Genomic DNA, 15,575 nt, shown 5'->3' with positions numbered 1-15,575 from the left:
GACTCTTTGCCAAACGAACAAGAAATCCCTTTCACAGAAAAACTATCCAAAAACCATTGTACTTTTATTTGGATTATCTTATAGTTGAAGATGGTTTGAAAAAAGAAAATTTTTTATCAAAAGCCCGTAAACAAACGGGCTTTTGTCGTATTTTCGAAAAGGAGTGTTTTACGATCAAGCGTTATAAAAATTTGTTACAACAAGGGTTTCACCATTATTCAAAGGACAAGCTGCAAAAAGATCTATTGGCCGGGTTGACGGTCGCCGCTGTCGCATTGCCGTTAGCATTAGCCTTTGGTGTTTCCAGCGGGGCAGACGCTGCAGCTGGAATGATCACAGCTATCATTGCAGGGCTTGTGATTGGCAGTCTTTCCGGCGGGTTTTATCAAATCTCTGGTCCAACTGGTGCTATGGCCGCGATTTTAATGGGGATCATCGCTTCACAAGGACTTGCCGGTGTATTAGTCGCCACCTTCATTGCCGGAGTCATTTTGTTACTCGCAGGCTTATTCAAATTAGGCACATTGACTTCCTTCATTCCCTCGCCAGTCATTACAGGTTTTACTTCAGGGATCGCTATCATTATCGCACTAGGACAAATCGATAACTTCTTAGGTACGACGTCTGTCGGCGACACGGCTATCGCTAAATTGCTGAGTTATAGAACAGATTTTACACCACATTTACCTACTTTATTATTAGGACTGATCATCTTATTCATATTGATCTTTTATCCCAAAAAATGGAACCAAGTTTTACCAGCTTCTCTTGCAGTAATTATTCTAGCGACTATCGCTGCCTTCATTTTCGAACTGCCTGTAGCAAAAGTAGGCAAAATTCCTACCTCCTTGCTGACAAATGAGCGGCTGGATCTTACTACACTTAATCTTTCCGTAATCAAGCAATTATTTTTACCTGCCGTTAGCATCGCGATGTTAGGAATGATTGAAAGTCTGCTCTGTGGTGCTTCAGCCGGACGAATGACCGGAAAAGATCTTGACAGCAACCAAGAATTGATTGCTCAAGGGATCGGTAATATTATTTTGCCTTTTTTTGGCGGGATTCCCGCAACGGCAGCAATCGCACGAACTAGCGTGGCTATCAAATCAGGTGCCCAAACACGATTGGCTGGAATTTTTCACGCGCTCTTCTTATTTTTATCAATGATTATTTTCGCTCCCGTCATGTCACAGATTCCAATGTCCGCACTTGCCAGCGTCTTGCTTGTCACAAGCTGGCGGATGCATGAATGGTCTACGATCAAAACGATGATTCGGCAAAAAAATCGAACCGCGCTTTTGCTGTTTTCCGTTACGATGCTGAGTACGATCATTTTTGATTTAAGTATCGCGATTGTTATCGGTATTATTTTCAGCTGTATTTTCTTTATCGCAAAAAGCGCAAAAATCTCGATTATCACCGAAGAGATCGACTGGCAAAGAATCAAACTGCCACCTTCTGCTGCTGGTTCTGATTGGGCAGTCATCTATATTACGGGACCATTATTCTTCATGTCTACCAATCAATTAAAACAAGAACTCGATCAAGTCGTCGATAAAGAAGGCCTCATCTTTTCGCTTCGCGGTGTGCCTAGTATCGACTTGACCGCATTAGATACTTTTGCTGATTATTTTTCTATCGCCGCGCTGCACGATCAAAAATTAGTCTTTACTTCGATGCAACCAGAAGTAGAAAAACAATTCCAACAACTTTGGCAAAAGAAAGCGGATCGCCCTATCCAACATCCAACCGTTGCTCATGCCCTGCATGCGTTGCATCAAGAATATTAGATCTAAAGCTGTGGAGAAAATTCTTCACAGCTTTTTTTTGCGCAAATTTAACGCGGCTGTCAGTGAAAGTCGGTGAATGATGATGAAAGAATTTATTCACTTTCGCTGATTTTATTTAAGCATCGATAGTTGGGCGATCCTTTCCACGCAGCAAATTTTTGTTGCGTATCTTTTGAGTAAAAAGTTTAATCGAGCATTTCAATCAAAGCTATCGCCATTTTTGTCTGCACTCGTTAATAAAATCTTTAGAAATAAGTACCTTGCATTATTTAGTAGATTACTTTATATTGTTTAGTAGTTAAGTACTTAATAATATTTAGTAAAGGAAGTAAACTATGAACCTCATAAATTTTAAAAAGAAAGACATCTATTCAGCCTTAGTTTGTTTGTTGATTTTTACCATCACCGCTAGTTTGATTTGGTTACAAAATAAAACGATTCTAACGATCGATTCTTTTCTAACCAATCAGATTCAGCAAATTTTCGGCCACCCACAAATATCTTATCACGGAAACTTTTTTAACGATCTGATGACCTTTTTTGCTACTTACGGCGATGCGACACCGCTGGTACTACTTTCCTTTGTACTGTCCATTCCATTATTTATCAGCGGTTATCGGTTTTTAGTCTTTTGGTTTTTAGGTGTTGTTGCGACAGGCGGAATCATCGGCGTGATAATGAAATTGTTCTTTCAGCGAGAACGGCCCCTTGGACACTTATTAGAAGACGATGGTGGCTCTTTTCCAAGCGGTCATGCAGTTGGCAGTACTTTAGTTTGTTTGGCACTGCTAGTTGTTATCATCCCGCTACTGAAACAGCCTGCACTCAACTTCATTGCCAAAAGCCTTGTTTGGCTCAGCTGGATCAGTATTTTGGTTTCACGTTTATATTTCAGCGCGCATCATTTTAGTGATCTCATCGGCGGCGTCTCACTAGCAGCTTTTTGGTTTTTCTCGGCAGTAGTTACCTACAGTTTGACAGCCGATTGGTTTAAAAAAAGCCTCTTCAAAAAAAGCAGAATCTAAAATCTCAATCGCGTTGGTAATTTGATAAATTCTTAGGTATGATAGGAGGAGAGTTTATAAAAAACGTAGGAGTAGCCCATGAATAAAGAAATGTTAAAAGGAAATATCGACCTGCTTGTTCTGGCTGTTTTGAAAGAACAAGACAGTTACGGTTATGAAATTTCTAAGATCCTATCCGATAAATCGGGCAATGTTTTTGAGATCCAAGAAGCAACCTTGTATTTAGCTCTAAAAAGATTGGAAAAACAAGAAGTGATTCAGTCTTATTGGGGTGAAAAAACGCATGGTGGAAAGCGGAAATATTATCATATCACCGAAAGCGGCTTAGTACATTTTGAGGAAATAAAGAATGATTTTAAAACGTTGTCCGCTATCGTAAAAAAAATAATTTGAGGTGAATCATTTTGAAAGCGCGCATTATTGATTTTAAAGAAATACGGTACCGAATCCTTCTTTTGATTTCAATTCTTTTATTTTTTGGTTGTTATTTACTCGATATTCTTATCGAACCAAGAGAAACTGGCTTTCTCTTTATTTTGGTCTATTTTACAGCGATACTTTTGGCAGCCTCTTGGGCGATTCTAAATTATATTGATAATTTGCGAATAAACCCGTTATATAAAAGCTATCCTACCATCGAAACCTTCGTTGCATCTTTAACCGTTTCAAAAGACGAGCGTGAAGAAGTTAAGCAGTTGATGATCGATTATGTCGAAGATCAAGTCCGGAATGGCGCTGATCGAAAAACCGCCGAAAAAGAAATAATCGAACAATTCAGAACTAGCGAACTCCAACACAATCCAGCATTTTTCTATATCCATTCATTTAACTATCTAATCAAGCTGGGAATCTTATTTGTTGCGATTGGACTTGTCCTTGCACTGATCGATCTAGTTATTACAGGTACTCATATTCCAGCAATCGATGCTTTAGAAATCACATTGCTTGGCTTCGGATTTGGCTTCTGGCTGACGTTTATCTTGTATCGCTTATTAAACCAAATTTTGATGAAGAAATAATTTTAAAGTCGAGTTGAACAACTCGACTTTTTTGATATATTCTCTTACGTTATCAGCTGCGGTCAAATCGAATTATTCATCTTCAGTAAAGAAATCCAAATCAATTGTATGTACTTCAATAATTTGCTTAACGTCTACCCCGACTTTATGGCGAATCATTTCTTTGGCTAATTTCTCCCCATCAATTAGTATAATCTTCGCTAATTTTAAATGATTAACGTATTCTAACTATCTTTACTGGAAAATCTATATTTTATTACATTGAACAGATTAATTTATAAAATTCTATTCAACATATGCCCTTCAAACAATATTATTTTTTCTATTTTGTCTGCCTTGAATGTTTCAAATTCGTAATAGATCGTAAAATAATTCTCTTTATTTTTATTGGTCAATAACGCTAAGAAAAAGGCTTGCTTTCCATGTGAAACAGATGCGATAGAAGTTACAGTCTCTGCTTCTACGCTCCATTTTTCTATATCTGCTAAATTTTTGATTTCCTTTCCATCAGGTAGGATTATGGAAATATGACTTGTTGAGTCTAATTGTAATTCTGTTAGATTCTTTGTTAACAGATTAATTGAATAAATTTCAATAAATTTATTTTTTGGCGAATTATTACAATTATTATTAGTGACAATTTTCAAATTTCTTCTTCCTTTCAGCTGTTATTACTTATATAGTATCATATTTCAATTCTATGACTAACTACCGGCCTTGTACACTTATCAATAAATACTCAACAGTCCACCTTCATTTAAACACAAAAAAGCCTGTGAGAATTTCTTCTCACAGGCTTCTAGCTAAATAAACTTAATTATTTAGCGATGAATGGGTTGTTCTTTAAGTTGTAGAATGATTTGATACCTTTGTATTCTGCAACGTCACCCAATTGGTCTTCGATACGTAATAATTGATTGTATTTAGCAATACGGTCAGTACGTGAAAGAGAACCAGTTTTGATTTGTCCAGCGTTTGTTGCAACAGCGATGTCAGAGATTGTTGAATCTTCTGTTTCACCAGAACGGTGAGAAACAACTGCTGTGTAGCCAGCTTCTTTAGCCATTTCGATAGCGTTGAAAGTTTCTGTTAAAGTACCGATTTGGTTAACTTTGATAAGGATTGAGTTATCAACGCCCATTTCGATTGCTTTAGCTAATTTTTCAGTGTTTGTAACGAATAGATCGTCACCAACTAATTGAACTTTATCGCCTAAAACTTCAGTTAATTTCTTAGTACCTTCCCAGTCGTTTTCGTCTAAGCCGTCTTCGATTGAGATGATTGGGTATTTGGCAACTAATTCTTCGTAGAATGCGATCATTTCATCCGTTGTTTTTTCGCCTTCGCCTGAGTCAGCTAAAACGTAAACACCTTTTTCTTTGTCGTAGAATTCTGAAGAAGCAGCATCCATAGCAAGAACGATATCTTTACCAGGTACATAACCAGCTTTTTCGATTGCTTCGATGATTACTTCGAAACCTTCTTCGTTAGAACCAAGGTTAGGAGCAAATCCGCCTTCGTCACCAACTGATGTAGCTAAACCTTTAGCTTTCAAGATTGAAGCCAATGCGTGGAATACTTCCGCACCATAACGTAAAGCTTCTTTGAATGTTGGAGCGCCAACTGGCATGATCATGAACTCTTGGAAGTCGATAGAGTTATCAGCATGTGATCCACCGTTGATGATATTCATCATAGGAGTAGGCAAAACTTTAGTATTAAATCCGCCAAGGTAGTTGTACAATGGGATTTCTAAATAGTCAGCAGCTGCACGAGCAACGGCAATAGAAACACCAAGAATAGCGTTCGCACCTAATTTACCTTTGTTAGGAGTGCCATCTAATTCGATCATGGCAGCATCGATTGCAGCTTGGTCGCGTACATCGTAGCCAATGATTGCTTCAGCGATAACATTGTTTACGTTATCGACTGCTTTAGTAACACCTTTACCGCCGTAACGAGCTTTGTCGCCATCACGTAATTCAACGGCTTCGTATTCACCAGTTGAAGCACCTGAAGGAACCATACCGCGGCCGAATGCGCCGTCTTCTGTATAAACTTCTACTTCGATTGTTGGGTTACCACGTGAATCTAGGACTTCGCGTGCGTAAACGTCTGAGATAATTGACATGTTTTGTCTCTCCTTTAAATTTTGTTTTATTTATAGGGACAAAGCCCTTATAACCAATATTAGTGAAAATCACGAACAGTTGCAAACAAAAGCTGCGATTTTCTGAAAAAAATTATTTTGCGCCTTCTAATAAAGCTAAGAATGAATCAGCTTTTAAGCTGGCTCCGCCGACTAAAGCACCATCAACGTTTTCTTTTGCCATGTATTCAGCAATATTTTCTGGTTTAACAGAACCACCGTATTGGATACGAACAGCTTCAGAAACTGCTTTGCCGAAGATTCCTTCAACAGTTGAACGAACAACGCCGCAAATTTCGTCTGCGATTTGTGCGTCAGCAGATTTACCAGTACCGATCGCCCAGATTGGTTCATAAGCAATGACCATGCTTGAAACTTGTTCAGCAGAAAGGTCAGCTAAACCAGCTTTGATTTGTCCTTCGATCCATTCAGCAGTTTTGCCAGCTTCATAAGTTTCTAAAGACTCACCACAGCAAAGGATTGGCAACATGCCGTTAGCAAAGATTGCTTTGGCTTTTTTGTTGATTTCTTCGTCTGTTTCGTGGAAGTATTCACGACGTTCTGAATGTCCGATGATTACATAGTCCACACCAAGATCAGCTAAAGCTGCTGGTGAAGTTTCACCAGTAAATGCTCCAGCATTTTCCCAGTAACAGTTTTGAGCAGAGATTTTTAAGTCAGTGCCTTTTGCTGCTTCAACTAATTCTTGTAAGAATAAAGCAGGTGATCCAATTACTGAATCCACTTTATCGCTTGCAGGAACGTTGTTTTTTACTGCTTCGGCAAAATCTTTTGCTTCTGAAGCAGTTAAATTCATTTTCCAGTTACCAGCAATAATTGGTTTACGCATTTAAAAAAACTCCTTTTCCTATTAAGGTATCCGTTGACTATTCATTCAATAACCCAGCTCTTTGCAGAATCTATCTGCCTAAGAGCTGAATGAATTAAATTAGCTTATTTATCATTGATTGCTGCAAGACCAGGTAATTCTTTACCTTCTAATAATTCAAGACTTGCACCGCCACCTGTTGAGATGTGGGTGAATTTGTCAGCAAAGCCAAGTTGTTCAGCTGCTGCTGCAGAGTCTCCGCCACCAATAATAGTTGTAGCGTCAGTTAAGTTTGCGATTGCTTCACAAACACCGATTGTTCCATTTGCAAAGTTGCTCATTTCGAACACACCCATAGGTCCGTTCCAAACAACTGTTTTTGCGCCTGCTAGTGTTTGAGCGAATAAAGCGATTGATTCTGGTCCAATGTCAAGACCCATTTGTCCTGCTGGAACATCACCAGTATGTTCTTCAGTTGGGACATCATTTGAGAATTCAGCCGCTGTGATTGAATCAACTGGTAATACTAATTTATCGCCCGCTGCTTCAATTAATTCTTTTGCTAATTCTACTTTGTCGGCTTCTACTAATGAGTTACCGATTTCCATGCCTTTAGCTTTGTAGAATGTGTATGTCATTCCGCCACCGATCAAGATTTTATCAGCTTTAGGAATCAAGTTTTTGATTACGCCGATTTTATCCGAAACTTTCGCGCCGCCTAAGATAGCGATCATAGGGCGTTTAGGTTCTTCAACAGCTTCGCCGATGAATTTGATTTCTTTTTCCATTAAGAATCCAGCAACAGTTGGAATTCCAGTAGAAGCGATCCCTACGTTTGAAGCGTGGGCCCGGTGAGCAGTACCAAATGCGTCATTTACGAATACATCGCCTAATGAAGCCCAGTATTTGCCAAGTTCAGCGTCATTGCCGCTTTCTTTTTTACCGTCGATATCTTCAAAACGAGTATTTTCAAATACAACTACGTCGCCGTCTTTCATGTCTGCGATTGCTGCTTCTAATTCAGAACCACGAGTTTCAGGTACGAACGTTACGTTTTTACCTAATAATTCGCTTAGACGTTCAGCAACAGGTTTTAATGATTTGCCTGCTTTGTCTTCTTCTGTTTTCACACGACCTAAGTGAGAGAACAAAATAGCTTTGCCGCCTTGTTCTAAAATGTAGTTGATTGTTGGTAACGCCGCTTTGATACGAGTGTCATCAGTAATCACGCCATCTTTAACAGGAACGTTAAAATCCACACGGACTAAAACTTTCTTGTCTTTCAAGTCAAGATCTTTAACTGTCATTTTTGCCATGAAAGAAAACCTCCAAATATTTTTTTGAATCTCTATCATTATACAACTCTTTCTAATAAAAGAGCTAATGATAGACTTACGAAAAAAACGGAGAAGCGCGTTGCTTCCCCGCCTTGTTTCAGACAATGTTATTTTCGCTTAAACTAAATCTTAAAGTTTTGCGAAGTATTCTAAAGTACGAACTAATTGAGCAGTGTATGACATTTCGTTGTCATACCAAGCAACAGTTTTAACTAATTGTTGTTCGCCAACTGTCATTACTTTAGTTTGAGTTTCGTCAAATAATGAACCGAAAGTCATGCCTACGATATCTGAAGAAACGATTTCGTCAGTGTTGTAACCGAATGATTCGTTAGATGCTGCTTTCATAGCTGCATTTACTTCATCAACAGTAACTTTTTTGTTAAGAACAGTAACTAATTCAGTTAATGAACCAGTTGCAACAGGAACACGTTGAGCTGCTCCGTCTAATTTACCGTTCAAGTCAGGAATAACTAAACCGATTGCTTTAGCAGCACCAGTTGAGTTAGGCACGATGTTTGCTGCAGCAGCACGTGCGCGACGGAAGTCACCTTTAGGATGAGGTCCATCAAGAGTCATTTGGTCACCAGTGTAAGCGTGGATAGTTGTCATTAAGCCTTCAACAACACCAAATTCGTCATTTAAAGTTTTAGCCATAGGAGCTAAACAGTTAGTAGTACATGAAGCACCAGAGATAACTGTTTCGTCACCAGTTAAAGTTTCGTGGTTAGTATTGTAAACGATTGTTGGAACATCGTTACCACCAGGAGCTGAGATAACAACACGTTTAGCACCAGCTGTTAAATGTTTTTCAGCAGCGGCTTTAGAAGTGAAGAAGCCAGTACATTCTAATACGATGTCTACTCCTAGTTCTCCCCAAGGTAATTCTTCAGGGTTGCGGTTAGCAAGAACTTTAACTTCTTTTCCGTTCACGTTGAATGAACCTTCATGAACTTCAACAGTTCCGTTAAAGCGACCTTGAGTTGTATCATATTTTAACAAGTGCGCCAACATTTTAGCGTCTGTTAAGTCGTTGATAGCTACAACTTCCAATCCTTCTACATCTTGGATACGGCGGAATGCTAAGCGTCCGATACGTCCAAATCCGTTAATTCCAACTTTTACTGTCATTTAAGATTTCCTCCTTATGGAATCAAAAAATATATTTATTTTAAAGGGATGACCCTTTTAAAATCTCATTTGCAGCAGCTTCATCTGTGATGAGCCACGTTTGTTTTGGAGCATTTTTCATATATGCTGTGATGGCTTTCGCTTTGCTTTTACCACCTGCGACAGCTAGAACAATCGGCATCTTTTGAATATCTTCTAATGATAAACCGATACGCGGTACTTTATGAACGATCGCTCCATGTTCATCAAAAAAGTAACCAAATGATTCTGCTACAGCATTTTTTTGTTTCAAACGAATGATTTCATCTTCTGACATCTTTCGTCTGGCTGCCATGTGTACCGCCCGACCAATACTGTGTACAACACAATTTGCCTCTTTGATCATCGCCAAGACATTTTTGATCGAAGGTTCTTTCAGCAGTGTGTGATATGCCAATTCGCTCAACTGTTCCGGCACATACAACACGCGATGTTCGCCATGTGCATTAGCTGCCATCAAAGCACTCACTGAATTGGCTTGAATAGCTACCGCTTCACCGATACCGCCTCGGGCTGGAACAAACGTATTATGCCGTTTTGCTGTTTCTAATGGGCTGACGTGTCTAGCAACTTCCGCCATCGTCGTGCCGCCCATTACTGCGATTATGTTTCGGCCATCTGGTAATTGACGCTGTAAAGCCTCATCAATCAACTCGCCAAATTCACCGATCACTTTTTCCTGTTCATCACTGTTACCAGAAACAATCAGGCATCGTTCAATTTTAAATTGCGAAGCAAGCCGTTTTTCTAACTGATCCATGCCGGTAAATTGCTCCATCAAAACTTCTAGATGCTGCAATAAACCTTCGCCTTTTTCAGTCAGCAACATGCCGCTCTTCGTCGCATCAATCAAACGCTGATCTCTAAGATAATCTGTCTCACCACGTAAAACACGTTCGGTAAGACCTAATGAATCAGCTAAGTTTCTTCGACCGATTGGCTGCATCCAAAAAATATTCTGCATGATGCGATATCTTTTTTTTACAACCTCTAACACATCAGGGGCGATTGCTTCGAGTACTCTTAATTCACTTAACAAAGGAATCCCTCCGCTGGACTCAAGTAGTCCCTCATAGACTTTTAGCGACCCATGAATTCTAAAAAAAATGCAAGAAAATCAAATTGTTCATTTGAAATTTGCAAATTTCTTACATTTCAGAGTTTAACAGGTTTGAGGTTTCTATGCAAGGAAAAAGACCCGCTTTTTTTACTTGATTTAATCAAAACGTTTTCTTTTCGATGAACTGGGAATATTTAGTGCGTCGCGATATTTTGCTACTGTTCGCCGAGAGATCTTTTGCTCTTTTTCAGCAAGCAACTCGACGATTTTTTGATCTGATAACGGCTTGTGCTTATCTTCTTGTTCGATCAAAGCACTGATCAAGTGTTTGACCTCATCTGCCGACGTGTCTTCATCATTGACCTTATTGACAAAAAAACTGCGTAATTCAAATACACCAAAATCTGTCTCGATATACTTGCCATTGACTGCGCGACTGATCGTCGACTCGTGAACTGCCAATTGTTTAGCGACATCTTTTAACATCAACGGTTTCAAGGTGCCTTGTTTGTTTTCAAAAAAAGCTGCTTGATGTTGAACAATAATTTTTCCGACTTCAAGAATCGTGTCTTTTCGCTGGCCGAGGGTTTTGTTCAGCCATTCAAATTGTTGCAGTTTTTCTTTTAAATAAACTTTGGTCTCTTCGTCGGCCTGAAGTTTCAAGCGATTAAAATAATTTTCTTGAAAGTTCAAGCGCAGTTGTCCTCGTTTATTAGATAAAACGACTAACTGGCCTTCTCGCCTTACTAAAGTAAGATCTGGAATAATAAAATTTGAGTCTTGGCTCCCAAAACCTGTTCCCGGAAATGGATTCAAAGACCGAATATAGTCTAAGATCTGTTGAACTTGGGCTAAACTGATTTGGTAGTCTTTGGCGATTTGTTCAAATTTTCTTTTCGCGATCGCTTCAAAAGATTCTTCTAATAAAAGGTACGCCAATTCTGGCGCATAATCATCTTGTTCGGTTTGCAACATCAAACATTCTTGCAAGCTTCTAGCTCCCACTCCCGGCGGATCTAATTGCTGCAAGAGCGTTAAAGCATCTAGATATTGAATATCTGTCGCTTTCAATTCTTTTTTGATCTCTTCTTCATCGACCTTCAAATAGCCGTTTACATCGATATACTCTACTAACACCAGCATGATCTCACGAATAAACGTGTCCCGATAATTCAAATGGATCTGATGAATCAAATGTTCAAATAACGAGACCGGGTGATCGGCGATTTGGATAAAAGAGTCCTCTTTGATTGGTCCGCTGTGCATTTGCATCAAGTCACTTTGGATTTTTGGAGCGACCACATCAAACAACGGATTTTCTAAAGAGACTGTTTCAACATAGTCTTGCAACTCCTCAGTATTAAATTGTAAGATCTGAATAGCCTGCTGCAATTCTTGTGTCATCGCCAGTTTTTGGGTCTGTTGCTGCTTTTGCGAATAACTTTGTTGAAACTTCATATTACTTTCCCCTTGTTTTTTTTAAATTATATGCTAAACTAATACTCGTGCTTGCGCCCTTAGTGTAGTGGATATCACGTAAGATTCCGGTTCTTGAGACGGGGGTTCGATTCCCTCAGGGCGCATTTTTTTAGGACACTGCTCAATAGAGTAGTGTCTTTTTTTGATTCCAAGTAATAAACACGCGTGTTCCAGACCATTATACTTTTTTAGTGGACACTTATCAATTTTGAACGGATTCACTAAGTTAAGAAAAAAAGAAAAGAATAGATCAATCGATCTATTCTTCGTCCTCTTCTTCATCAAAATCATCGTCGTCATCATCGATAACACTTAGATCATCTTCGATTCCGCCTGGGACAACTTCTTCATCATCCTCGTTTGCATCTGCTCCAATTTCTTGTAAATCAGAGTTGTATGCTGCGATTTCGTCATCATCATCGTCGTCATCATCATCGATTTCATCTTCTTCATCGTCTGCCAACAAGTCTGTATCCTCTGGATCATCGTCGTTGTAGTCGATCGCATCGTCATCGCCGTTGATAAACGCATTGACTTTCTTACGTTTCTTGCGACGCGGTGCATCTTCTTCTTCATCTTCTAAGCCATGGTTGACTTCTTCATCGATTGAATCGATCGCGTACCATGAACGTAATCCCCAGCGGTTATCGCCTAGAGAAATAAAGCTTCCATCAATGTTTAAATCGGTATAAAATTGGGCTAATGCATCACGAATTTCACTGTCTGATTTGCCAAGATAATTTTGGATTTGATTTACTAGATCCGAAAAATCCATTACATCTGCACGTTCTTCCAGAATTGCGTGTGCCACTTCAATCATTGATAATTCATCTTTGTTCAAACCATCAAAAATACTAAGTTCCAAGTATGACACGTCCTTTCAAAGTCTACTCCTTATCATACAAAATCAAAAGCTAAAAAGCAAACCTTTCTTGCCCTCAGGTCGTAAATTCTAAGACCATTTGATAGTCGCCGACTTTTTCTTCTTTCATATAAAGAGTATAATCAATCGTGATGATTCCTGAAAACGGGCGATCTTTCAAACTGACATGCAAATTTTTTGCGTAAGTTGAAATGATGAACATGCCATAGGGTGTTTTATAATTTGTCTCCAGTTTTTCCCGATAGGCAAAACGCATCCGCATCCGCGCTTCACCCGAACGGATCAATTGGACTTGCGAATCAGGGGTCACTTTCACCGTAACGGGGGCTTCTTGTCCGTCAGGTTGAATCTCTTTGTAACGAATGTACAAGGTGTCTCCCATTTTGACGACTTGTCCAAGGAGATCAAATACGAAATCTTCTGACTCATTATTTTGAGTGACTTTCGTTTGAACTTTTATTTTTGCTGGAATGCCTTCTTTAATATTCACAGAGCTTCCACTCCTTCCACTATTTATTTTTGTCGGTTTTACTTTTTTTGTCAACTACTTCTGCTTTTAAGCGACTTAATTAGTTGCTTTTCATATTTTTGTTTATAATAGTAAAAAAATAAAGAACGAAAGGACGATTAGATGAAAGAAGCATTGCTTTTTGATCAAGGGATGCTCCCAGAAAATGATTTGTTCAGCCCCTTTGCTTTAACGGATGTATTAACCGCATTCAGCGGCGAACAGGAACAGCCGATCATTCATTTCTGGCAATTACCACAAACATTGATCTTAGGAATGAAAGACAGTCGCGTGCCTTACTTTGGTCAGGCGCTCAAAGCGGTCCAAAAAGAAAATTATCACTTGCTTTTACGCAATGCCGGCGGGTTAGGCGTGATCAGTGATTCTGGGATCTTAAATGTCTCATTGATTCTTCCGAAAAATACGATCTCCGCCCTGTCGATCAATGACGGATATCAAGCAATGATCGATTGGCTGGAACGGACTTGTTTCGGCCAGTTGAAACTAACTGTCGGTGAAATCGCCGATTCCTATTGTCCAGGGAAATATGATCTTTCAATCAATGGAAAAAAAATTGCGGGGATCGCGCAACGACGAGTAAAAGACGGCGTCGCGATTATGATGTATTTAAGCGTCAATGGTGAGCAAAATCTGCGGGGCAATATTGTTCGCAGTTATTATCAAAGCGGATTAGAAGAACGATTCGGAATCGATTATCCGCCAGTAGATCCGGCGAGCATGACGACACTACACGATGCGGCAGCTTTTGATGTCACGATTGATTCTGTCAAAAAAGAATTATTACAGGCATTGCCGTATCGCGATCAAACGACCTTTTTACCAAAATTCCAGCAGCTAGACGACTACCAACGCCGCATTCAAAATATGCACCAACGCAATTCAATTATTCAGGAGGCACTCAATGACCTATAAATATCAAATGCTCCCGCTGGAAAAGGTTTTCCGCGATCCCGTTCACAATTATATCCATGTCCAGCACCAAGTGATTTTAGATTTGATCAATTCAAGAGAAGTTCAACGTTTGCGCCGAATCAAGCAGCTCGGTACGACTTCTTATACTTTTCATGGAGCAGAACATAGCCGTTTTGCTCATTCTCTGGGGGTATATGACATTACTCGGCGAATCTGCGATATTTTTCAGCGCAACTTCTCCAAAGAAAAATACGGCAAAGATGGTTGGGATGATTCGCATCGCTTAGTCGCTTTGTGTGCGGCCTTGCTGCACGATGTCGGTCATGGTCCTTATTCGCATACTTTTGAACACATTTTCCATACCGATCATGAAGCGTTGACTGTCGCCATCATTACTTCACCAGAAACAGAAGTTTTCCAAATTTTAAATAATGTTGAAGACGGATTTCCAGAAAAAGTTGCCAGTGTGATCACTAAAACTTATGAAAATCCGCAAGTGGTACAAATGATCTCTAGCCAGATCGACGCGGATCGAATGGATTATCTATTGCGCGACGCTTACTATACCGGGACTGAATACGGGACTTTTGATTTGACTCGGATCTTGCGGGTCATCCGGCCTTACGCTGGCGGAATCGCTTTTTCGATGAATGGGATGCACGCTGTGGAAGACTATATCGTCAGTCGCTATCAAATGTATGTCCAAGTTTATTTCCATCCAGTTTCTCGCGCCATGGAAGTGCTGTTGGAACATTTATTGGATCGTGCTCATGAATTGCATCAGCGCAACGCAGATATCTTTACGTTTCATTCACAATTCTTGATTCCTTTTCTAAAAGAAGAATTCTCGTTAGCCGATTATTTAAAATTGGATGATGGCGTGCTGAACACCTACTTTGCTCAGTGGATGGAAGAACAAGACTTGATTCTAAGTGACCTAGCCGACCGCTTTTTAAATCGCAAACCATTAAAATCAATTGCAGTCGATACTAGCGATAATCCGCGTTTAACGGAAATGAAAACTTTAGTTGAAAAAGCCGGCTTTGATCCGCGTTACTATACCGCAATCAATTCCAGTTACGACTTGCCTTATGATCTGTATCATCCTGAAAAAGGCAGCCACCGAACACAGATCGAATTGATGCAAAAAGACGGCTCGCTAATTGAATTATCAAAAGCCAGCCAATTAGTTTCGGCGCTGACTGGTCAAGGACAAGGCGATGTCCGTTTCTACTATCCAAAAGAAATGACGCAACAAGACAGCAAAAATTCTGATCTTTTTGAAGATTATTACCAAGCCTTTGCTAAGTACATTCACAATGGAGAATTAGTCAATTAAAAAAGCTTTCTGAGAATAAACTGGCCCCCAAAAGTTAAACCAAAAAGCTAACAT

General features: G+C 39.6%; 15 protein-coding genes and 1 tRNA gene. 7 read left to right on the top strand and 9 right to left on the bottom strand.

What is annotated here, in order from left to right; translation table 11 throughout:
- Positions 1-149: 149 nt before the first annotated feature.
- From FFM63_RS04675 to FFM63_RS04660, 4 genes are all read left to right on the top strand, one after another.
- Positions 150-1,790 (top strand): SulP family inorganic anion transporter, encoded by a 1,641-nt coding sequence (locus FFM63_RS04675; RefSeq protein WP_137609241.1) that lies wholly within the window; start codon positions 150-152, stop codon positions 1,788-1,790.
- 335 nt (positions 1,791-2,125) lie between these two features.
- Positions 2,126-2,815 (top strand): phosphatase PAP2 family protein, encoded by a 690-nt coding sequence (locus FFM63_RS04670; protein WP_137609161.1) that lies wholly within the window; start codon positions 2,126-2,128, stop codon positions 2,813-2,815.
- A gap of 78 nt (positions 2,816-2,893) precedes the next feature.
- Positions 2,894-3,208, top strand: a complete 315-nt coding sequence (locus tag FFM63_RS04665; protein WP_137609160.1) for a PadR family transcriptional regulator — start codon at positions 2,894-2,896, stop codon at positions 3,206-3,208.
- Positions 3,209-3,375: 167 nt separating this feature from the next.
- Positions 3,376-3,834 carry a hypothetical protein gene (locus FFM63_RS04660; protein WP_171000191.1) on the top strand — a complete coding sequence of 153 codons (459 nt, stop codon included), beginning with the start codon at positions 3,376-3,378 and terminating at the stop codon, positions 3,832-3,834.
- Between the two features lie 275 nt (positions 3,835-4,109).
- Here FFM63_RS04660 and FFM63_RS04655 read toward each other — a convergent pair whose 3' ends face one another.
- The 7 genes from FFM63_RS04655 to rpoN all read right to left on the bottom strand — a co-directional run bounded on the left by FFM63_RS04655 (position 4,110) and on the right by rpoN (position 11,837).
- Positions 4,110-4,481 (bottom strand): hypothetical protein, encoded by a 372-nt coding sequence (locus FFM63_RS04655; protein ID WP_137609158.1) that lies wholly within the window; start codon positions 4,479-4,481, stop codon positions 4,110-4,112.
- Between the two features lie 170 nt (positions 4,482-4,651).
- Positions 4,652-5,965, bottom strand: a complete 1,314-nt coding sequence (eno, locus tag FFM63_RS04650) for a phosphopyruvate hydratase (protein ID WP_137609157.1) — start codon at positions 5,963-5,965, stop codon at positions 4,652-4,654.
- Between the two features lie 112 nt (positions 5,966-6,077).
- The gene (tpiA, locus tag FFM63_RS04645; RefSeq protein WP_137609156.1) at positions 6,078-6,833 is read right to left on the bottom strand and encodes a triose-phosphate isomerase; all 756 of its coding nucleotides are present in this window, start codon (positions 6,831-6,833) and stop codon (positions 6,078-6,080) included.
- A 104-nt stretch (positions 6,834-6,937) separates the two neighbouring features.
- A complete protein-coding gene (locus tag FFM63_RS04640; protein WP_137609155.1) occupies positions 6,938-8,128 on the bottom strand; it encodes a phosphoglycerate kinase in 1,191 nt (396 codons plus the stop codon).
- Positions 8,129-8,278: 150 nt separating this feature from the next.
- Positions 8,279-9,280: a type I glyceraldehyde-3-phosphate dehydrogenase gene (gap, locus tag FFM63_RS04635; protein WP_137609154.1), complete on the bottom strand. Its 1,002-nt coding sequence runs from the start codon at positions 9,278-9,280 to the stop codon at positions 8,279-8,281.
- A 40-nt stretch (positions 9,281-9,320) separates the two neighbouring features.
- Positions 9,321-10,358, bottom strand: coding sequence for a sugar-binding transcriptional regulator (locus FFM63_RS04630; protein WP_137609153.1), 1,038 nt, complete (start codon positions 10,356-10,358; stop codon positions 9,321-9,323).
- A gap of 177 nt (positions 10,359-10,535) precedes the next feature.
- Positions 10,536-11,837: an RNA polymerase factor sigma-54 gene (rpoN, locus tag FFM63_RS04625; protein ID WP_137609152.1), complete on the bottom strand. Its 1,302-nt coding sequence runs from the start codon at positions 11,835-11,837 to the stop codon at positions 10,536-10,538.
- Positions 11,838-11,890: 53 nt separating this feature from the next.
- Here rpoN and FFM63_RS04620 point away from each other — a divergent pair.
- Positions 11,891-11,962: transfer RNA gene (locus tag FFM63_RS04620), tRNA-Arg, on the top strand.
- Positions 11,963-12,117: 155 nt separating this feature from the next.
- Here FFM63_RS04620 and rpoE read toward each other — a convergent pair.
- Positions 12,118-12,723 carry a DNA-directed RNA polymerase subunit delta gene (gene rpoE, locus FFM63_RS04615; RefSeq protein WP_137609151.1) on the bottom strand — a complete coding sequence of 202 codons (606 nt, stop codon included), beginning with the start codon at positions 12,721-12,723 and terminating at the stop codon, positions 12,118-12,120.
- A 73-nt stretch (positions 12,724-12,796) separates the two neighbouring features.
- A complete protein-coding gene (locus tag FFM63_RS04610) occupies positions 12,797-13,231 on the bottom strand; it encodes a YwiB family protein (protein WP_137609150.1) in 435 nt (144 codons plus the stop codon).
- 141 nt (positions 13,232-13,372) lie between these two features.
- Here FFM63_RS04610 and FFM63_RS04605 point away from each other — a divergent pair, with 141 nt between their 5' ends.
- Together FFM63_RS04605 and FFM63_RS04600 are read left to right on the top strand one after the other, a co-directional pair.
- Positions 13,373-14,182 (top strand): lipoate--protein ligase family protein, encoded by an 810-nt coding sequence (locus FFM63_RS04605; protein ID WP_137609149.1) that lies wholly within the window; start codon positions 13,373-13,375, stop codon positions 14,180-14,182.
- Positions 14,172-15,521: an HD domain-containing protein gene (locus FFM63_RS04600; protein ID WP_137609148.1), complete on the top strand. Its 1,350-nt coding sequence runs from the start codon at positions 14,172-14,174 to the stop codon at positions 15,519-15,521. Before FFM63_RS04605 ends, FFM63_RS04600 begins: the two co-directional genes overlap by 11 nt.
- Positions 15,522-15,575: the final 54 nt, after the last annotated feature.

Source organism: Enterococcus pingfangensis, assembly GCF_005405205.1.
In the GTDB taxonomy this organism is placed as follows: domain Bacteria; phylum Bacillota; class Bacilli; order Lactobacillales; family Enterococcaceae; genus Enterococcus_A; species Enterococcus_A pingfangensis.
This window is presented reverse-complemented; position numbering and strand designations above follow the sequence as displayed.

Bases quoted from the DNA above. Each gene is read 5' to 3' on its own strand.
- FFM63_RS04600 (WP_137609148.1), top strand. From the start codon at position 14,172: ATGACCTATAAATATCAAATGCTCCCGCTGGAAAAGGTTTTCCGCGAT.
- FFM63_RS04605 (WP_137609149.1), top strand. From the start codon at position 13,373: ATGAAAGAAGCATTGCTTTTTGATCAAGGGATGCTCCCAGAAAATGAT.
- rpoN (WP_137609152.1), bottom strand. From the start codon at position 11,837: ATGAAGTTTCAACAAAGTTATTCGCAAAAGCAGCAACAGACCCAAAAA.
- tpiA (WP_137609156.1), bottom strand. From the start codon at position 6,833: ATGCGTAAACCAATTATTGCTGGTAACTGGAAAATGAATTTAACTGCT.
- FFM63_RS04670 (WP_137609161.1), top strand. From the start codon at position 2,126: ATGAACCTCATAAATTTTAAAAAGAAAGACATCTATTCAGCCTTAGTT.
- FFM63_RS04640 (WP_137609155.1), bottom strand. From the start codon at position 8,128: ATGGCAAAAATGACAGTTAAAGATCTTGACTTGAAAGACAAGAAAGTT.
- gap (WP_137609154.1), bottom strand. From the start codon at position 9,280: ATGACAGTAAAAGTTGGAATTAACGGATTTGGACGTATCGGACGCTTA.
- FFM63_RS04665 (WP_137609160.1), top strand. From the start codon at position 2,894: ATGAATAAAGAAATGTTAAAAGGAAATATCGACCTGCTTGTTCTGGCT.
- eno (WP_137609157.1), bottom strand. From the start codon at position 5,965: ATGTCAATTATCTCAGACGTTTACGCACGCGAAGTCCTAGATTCACGT.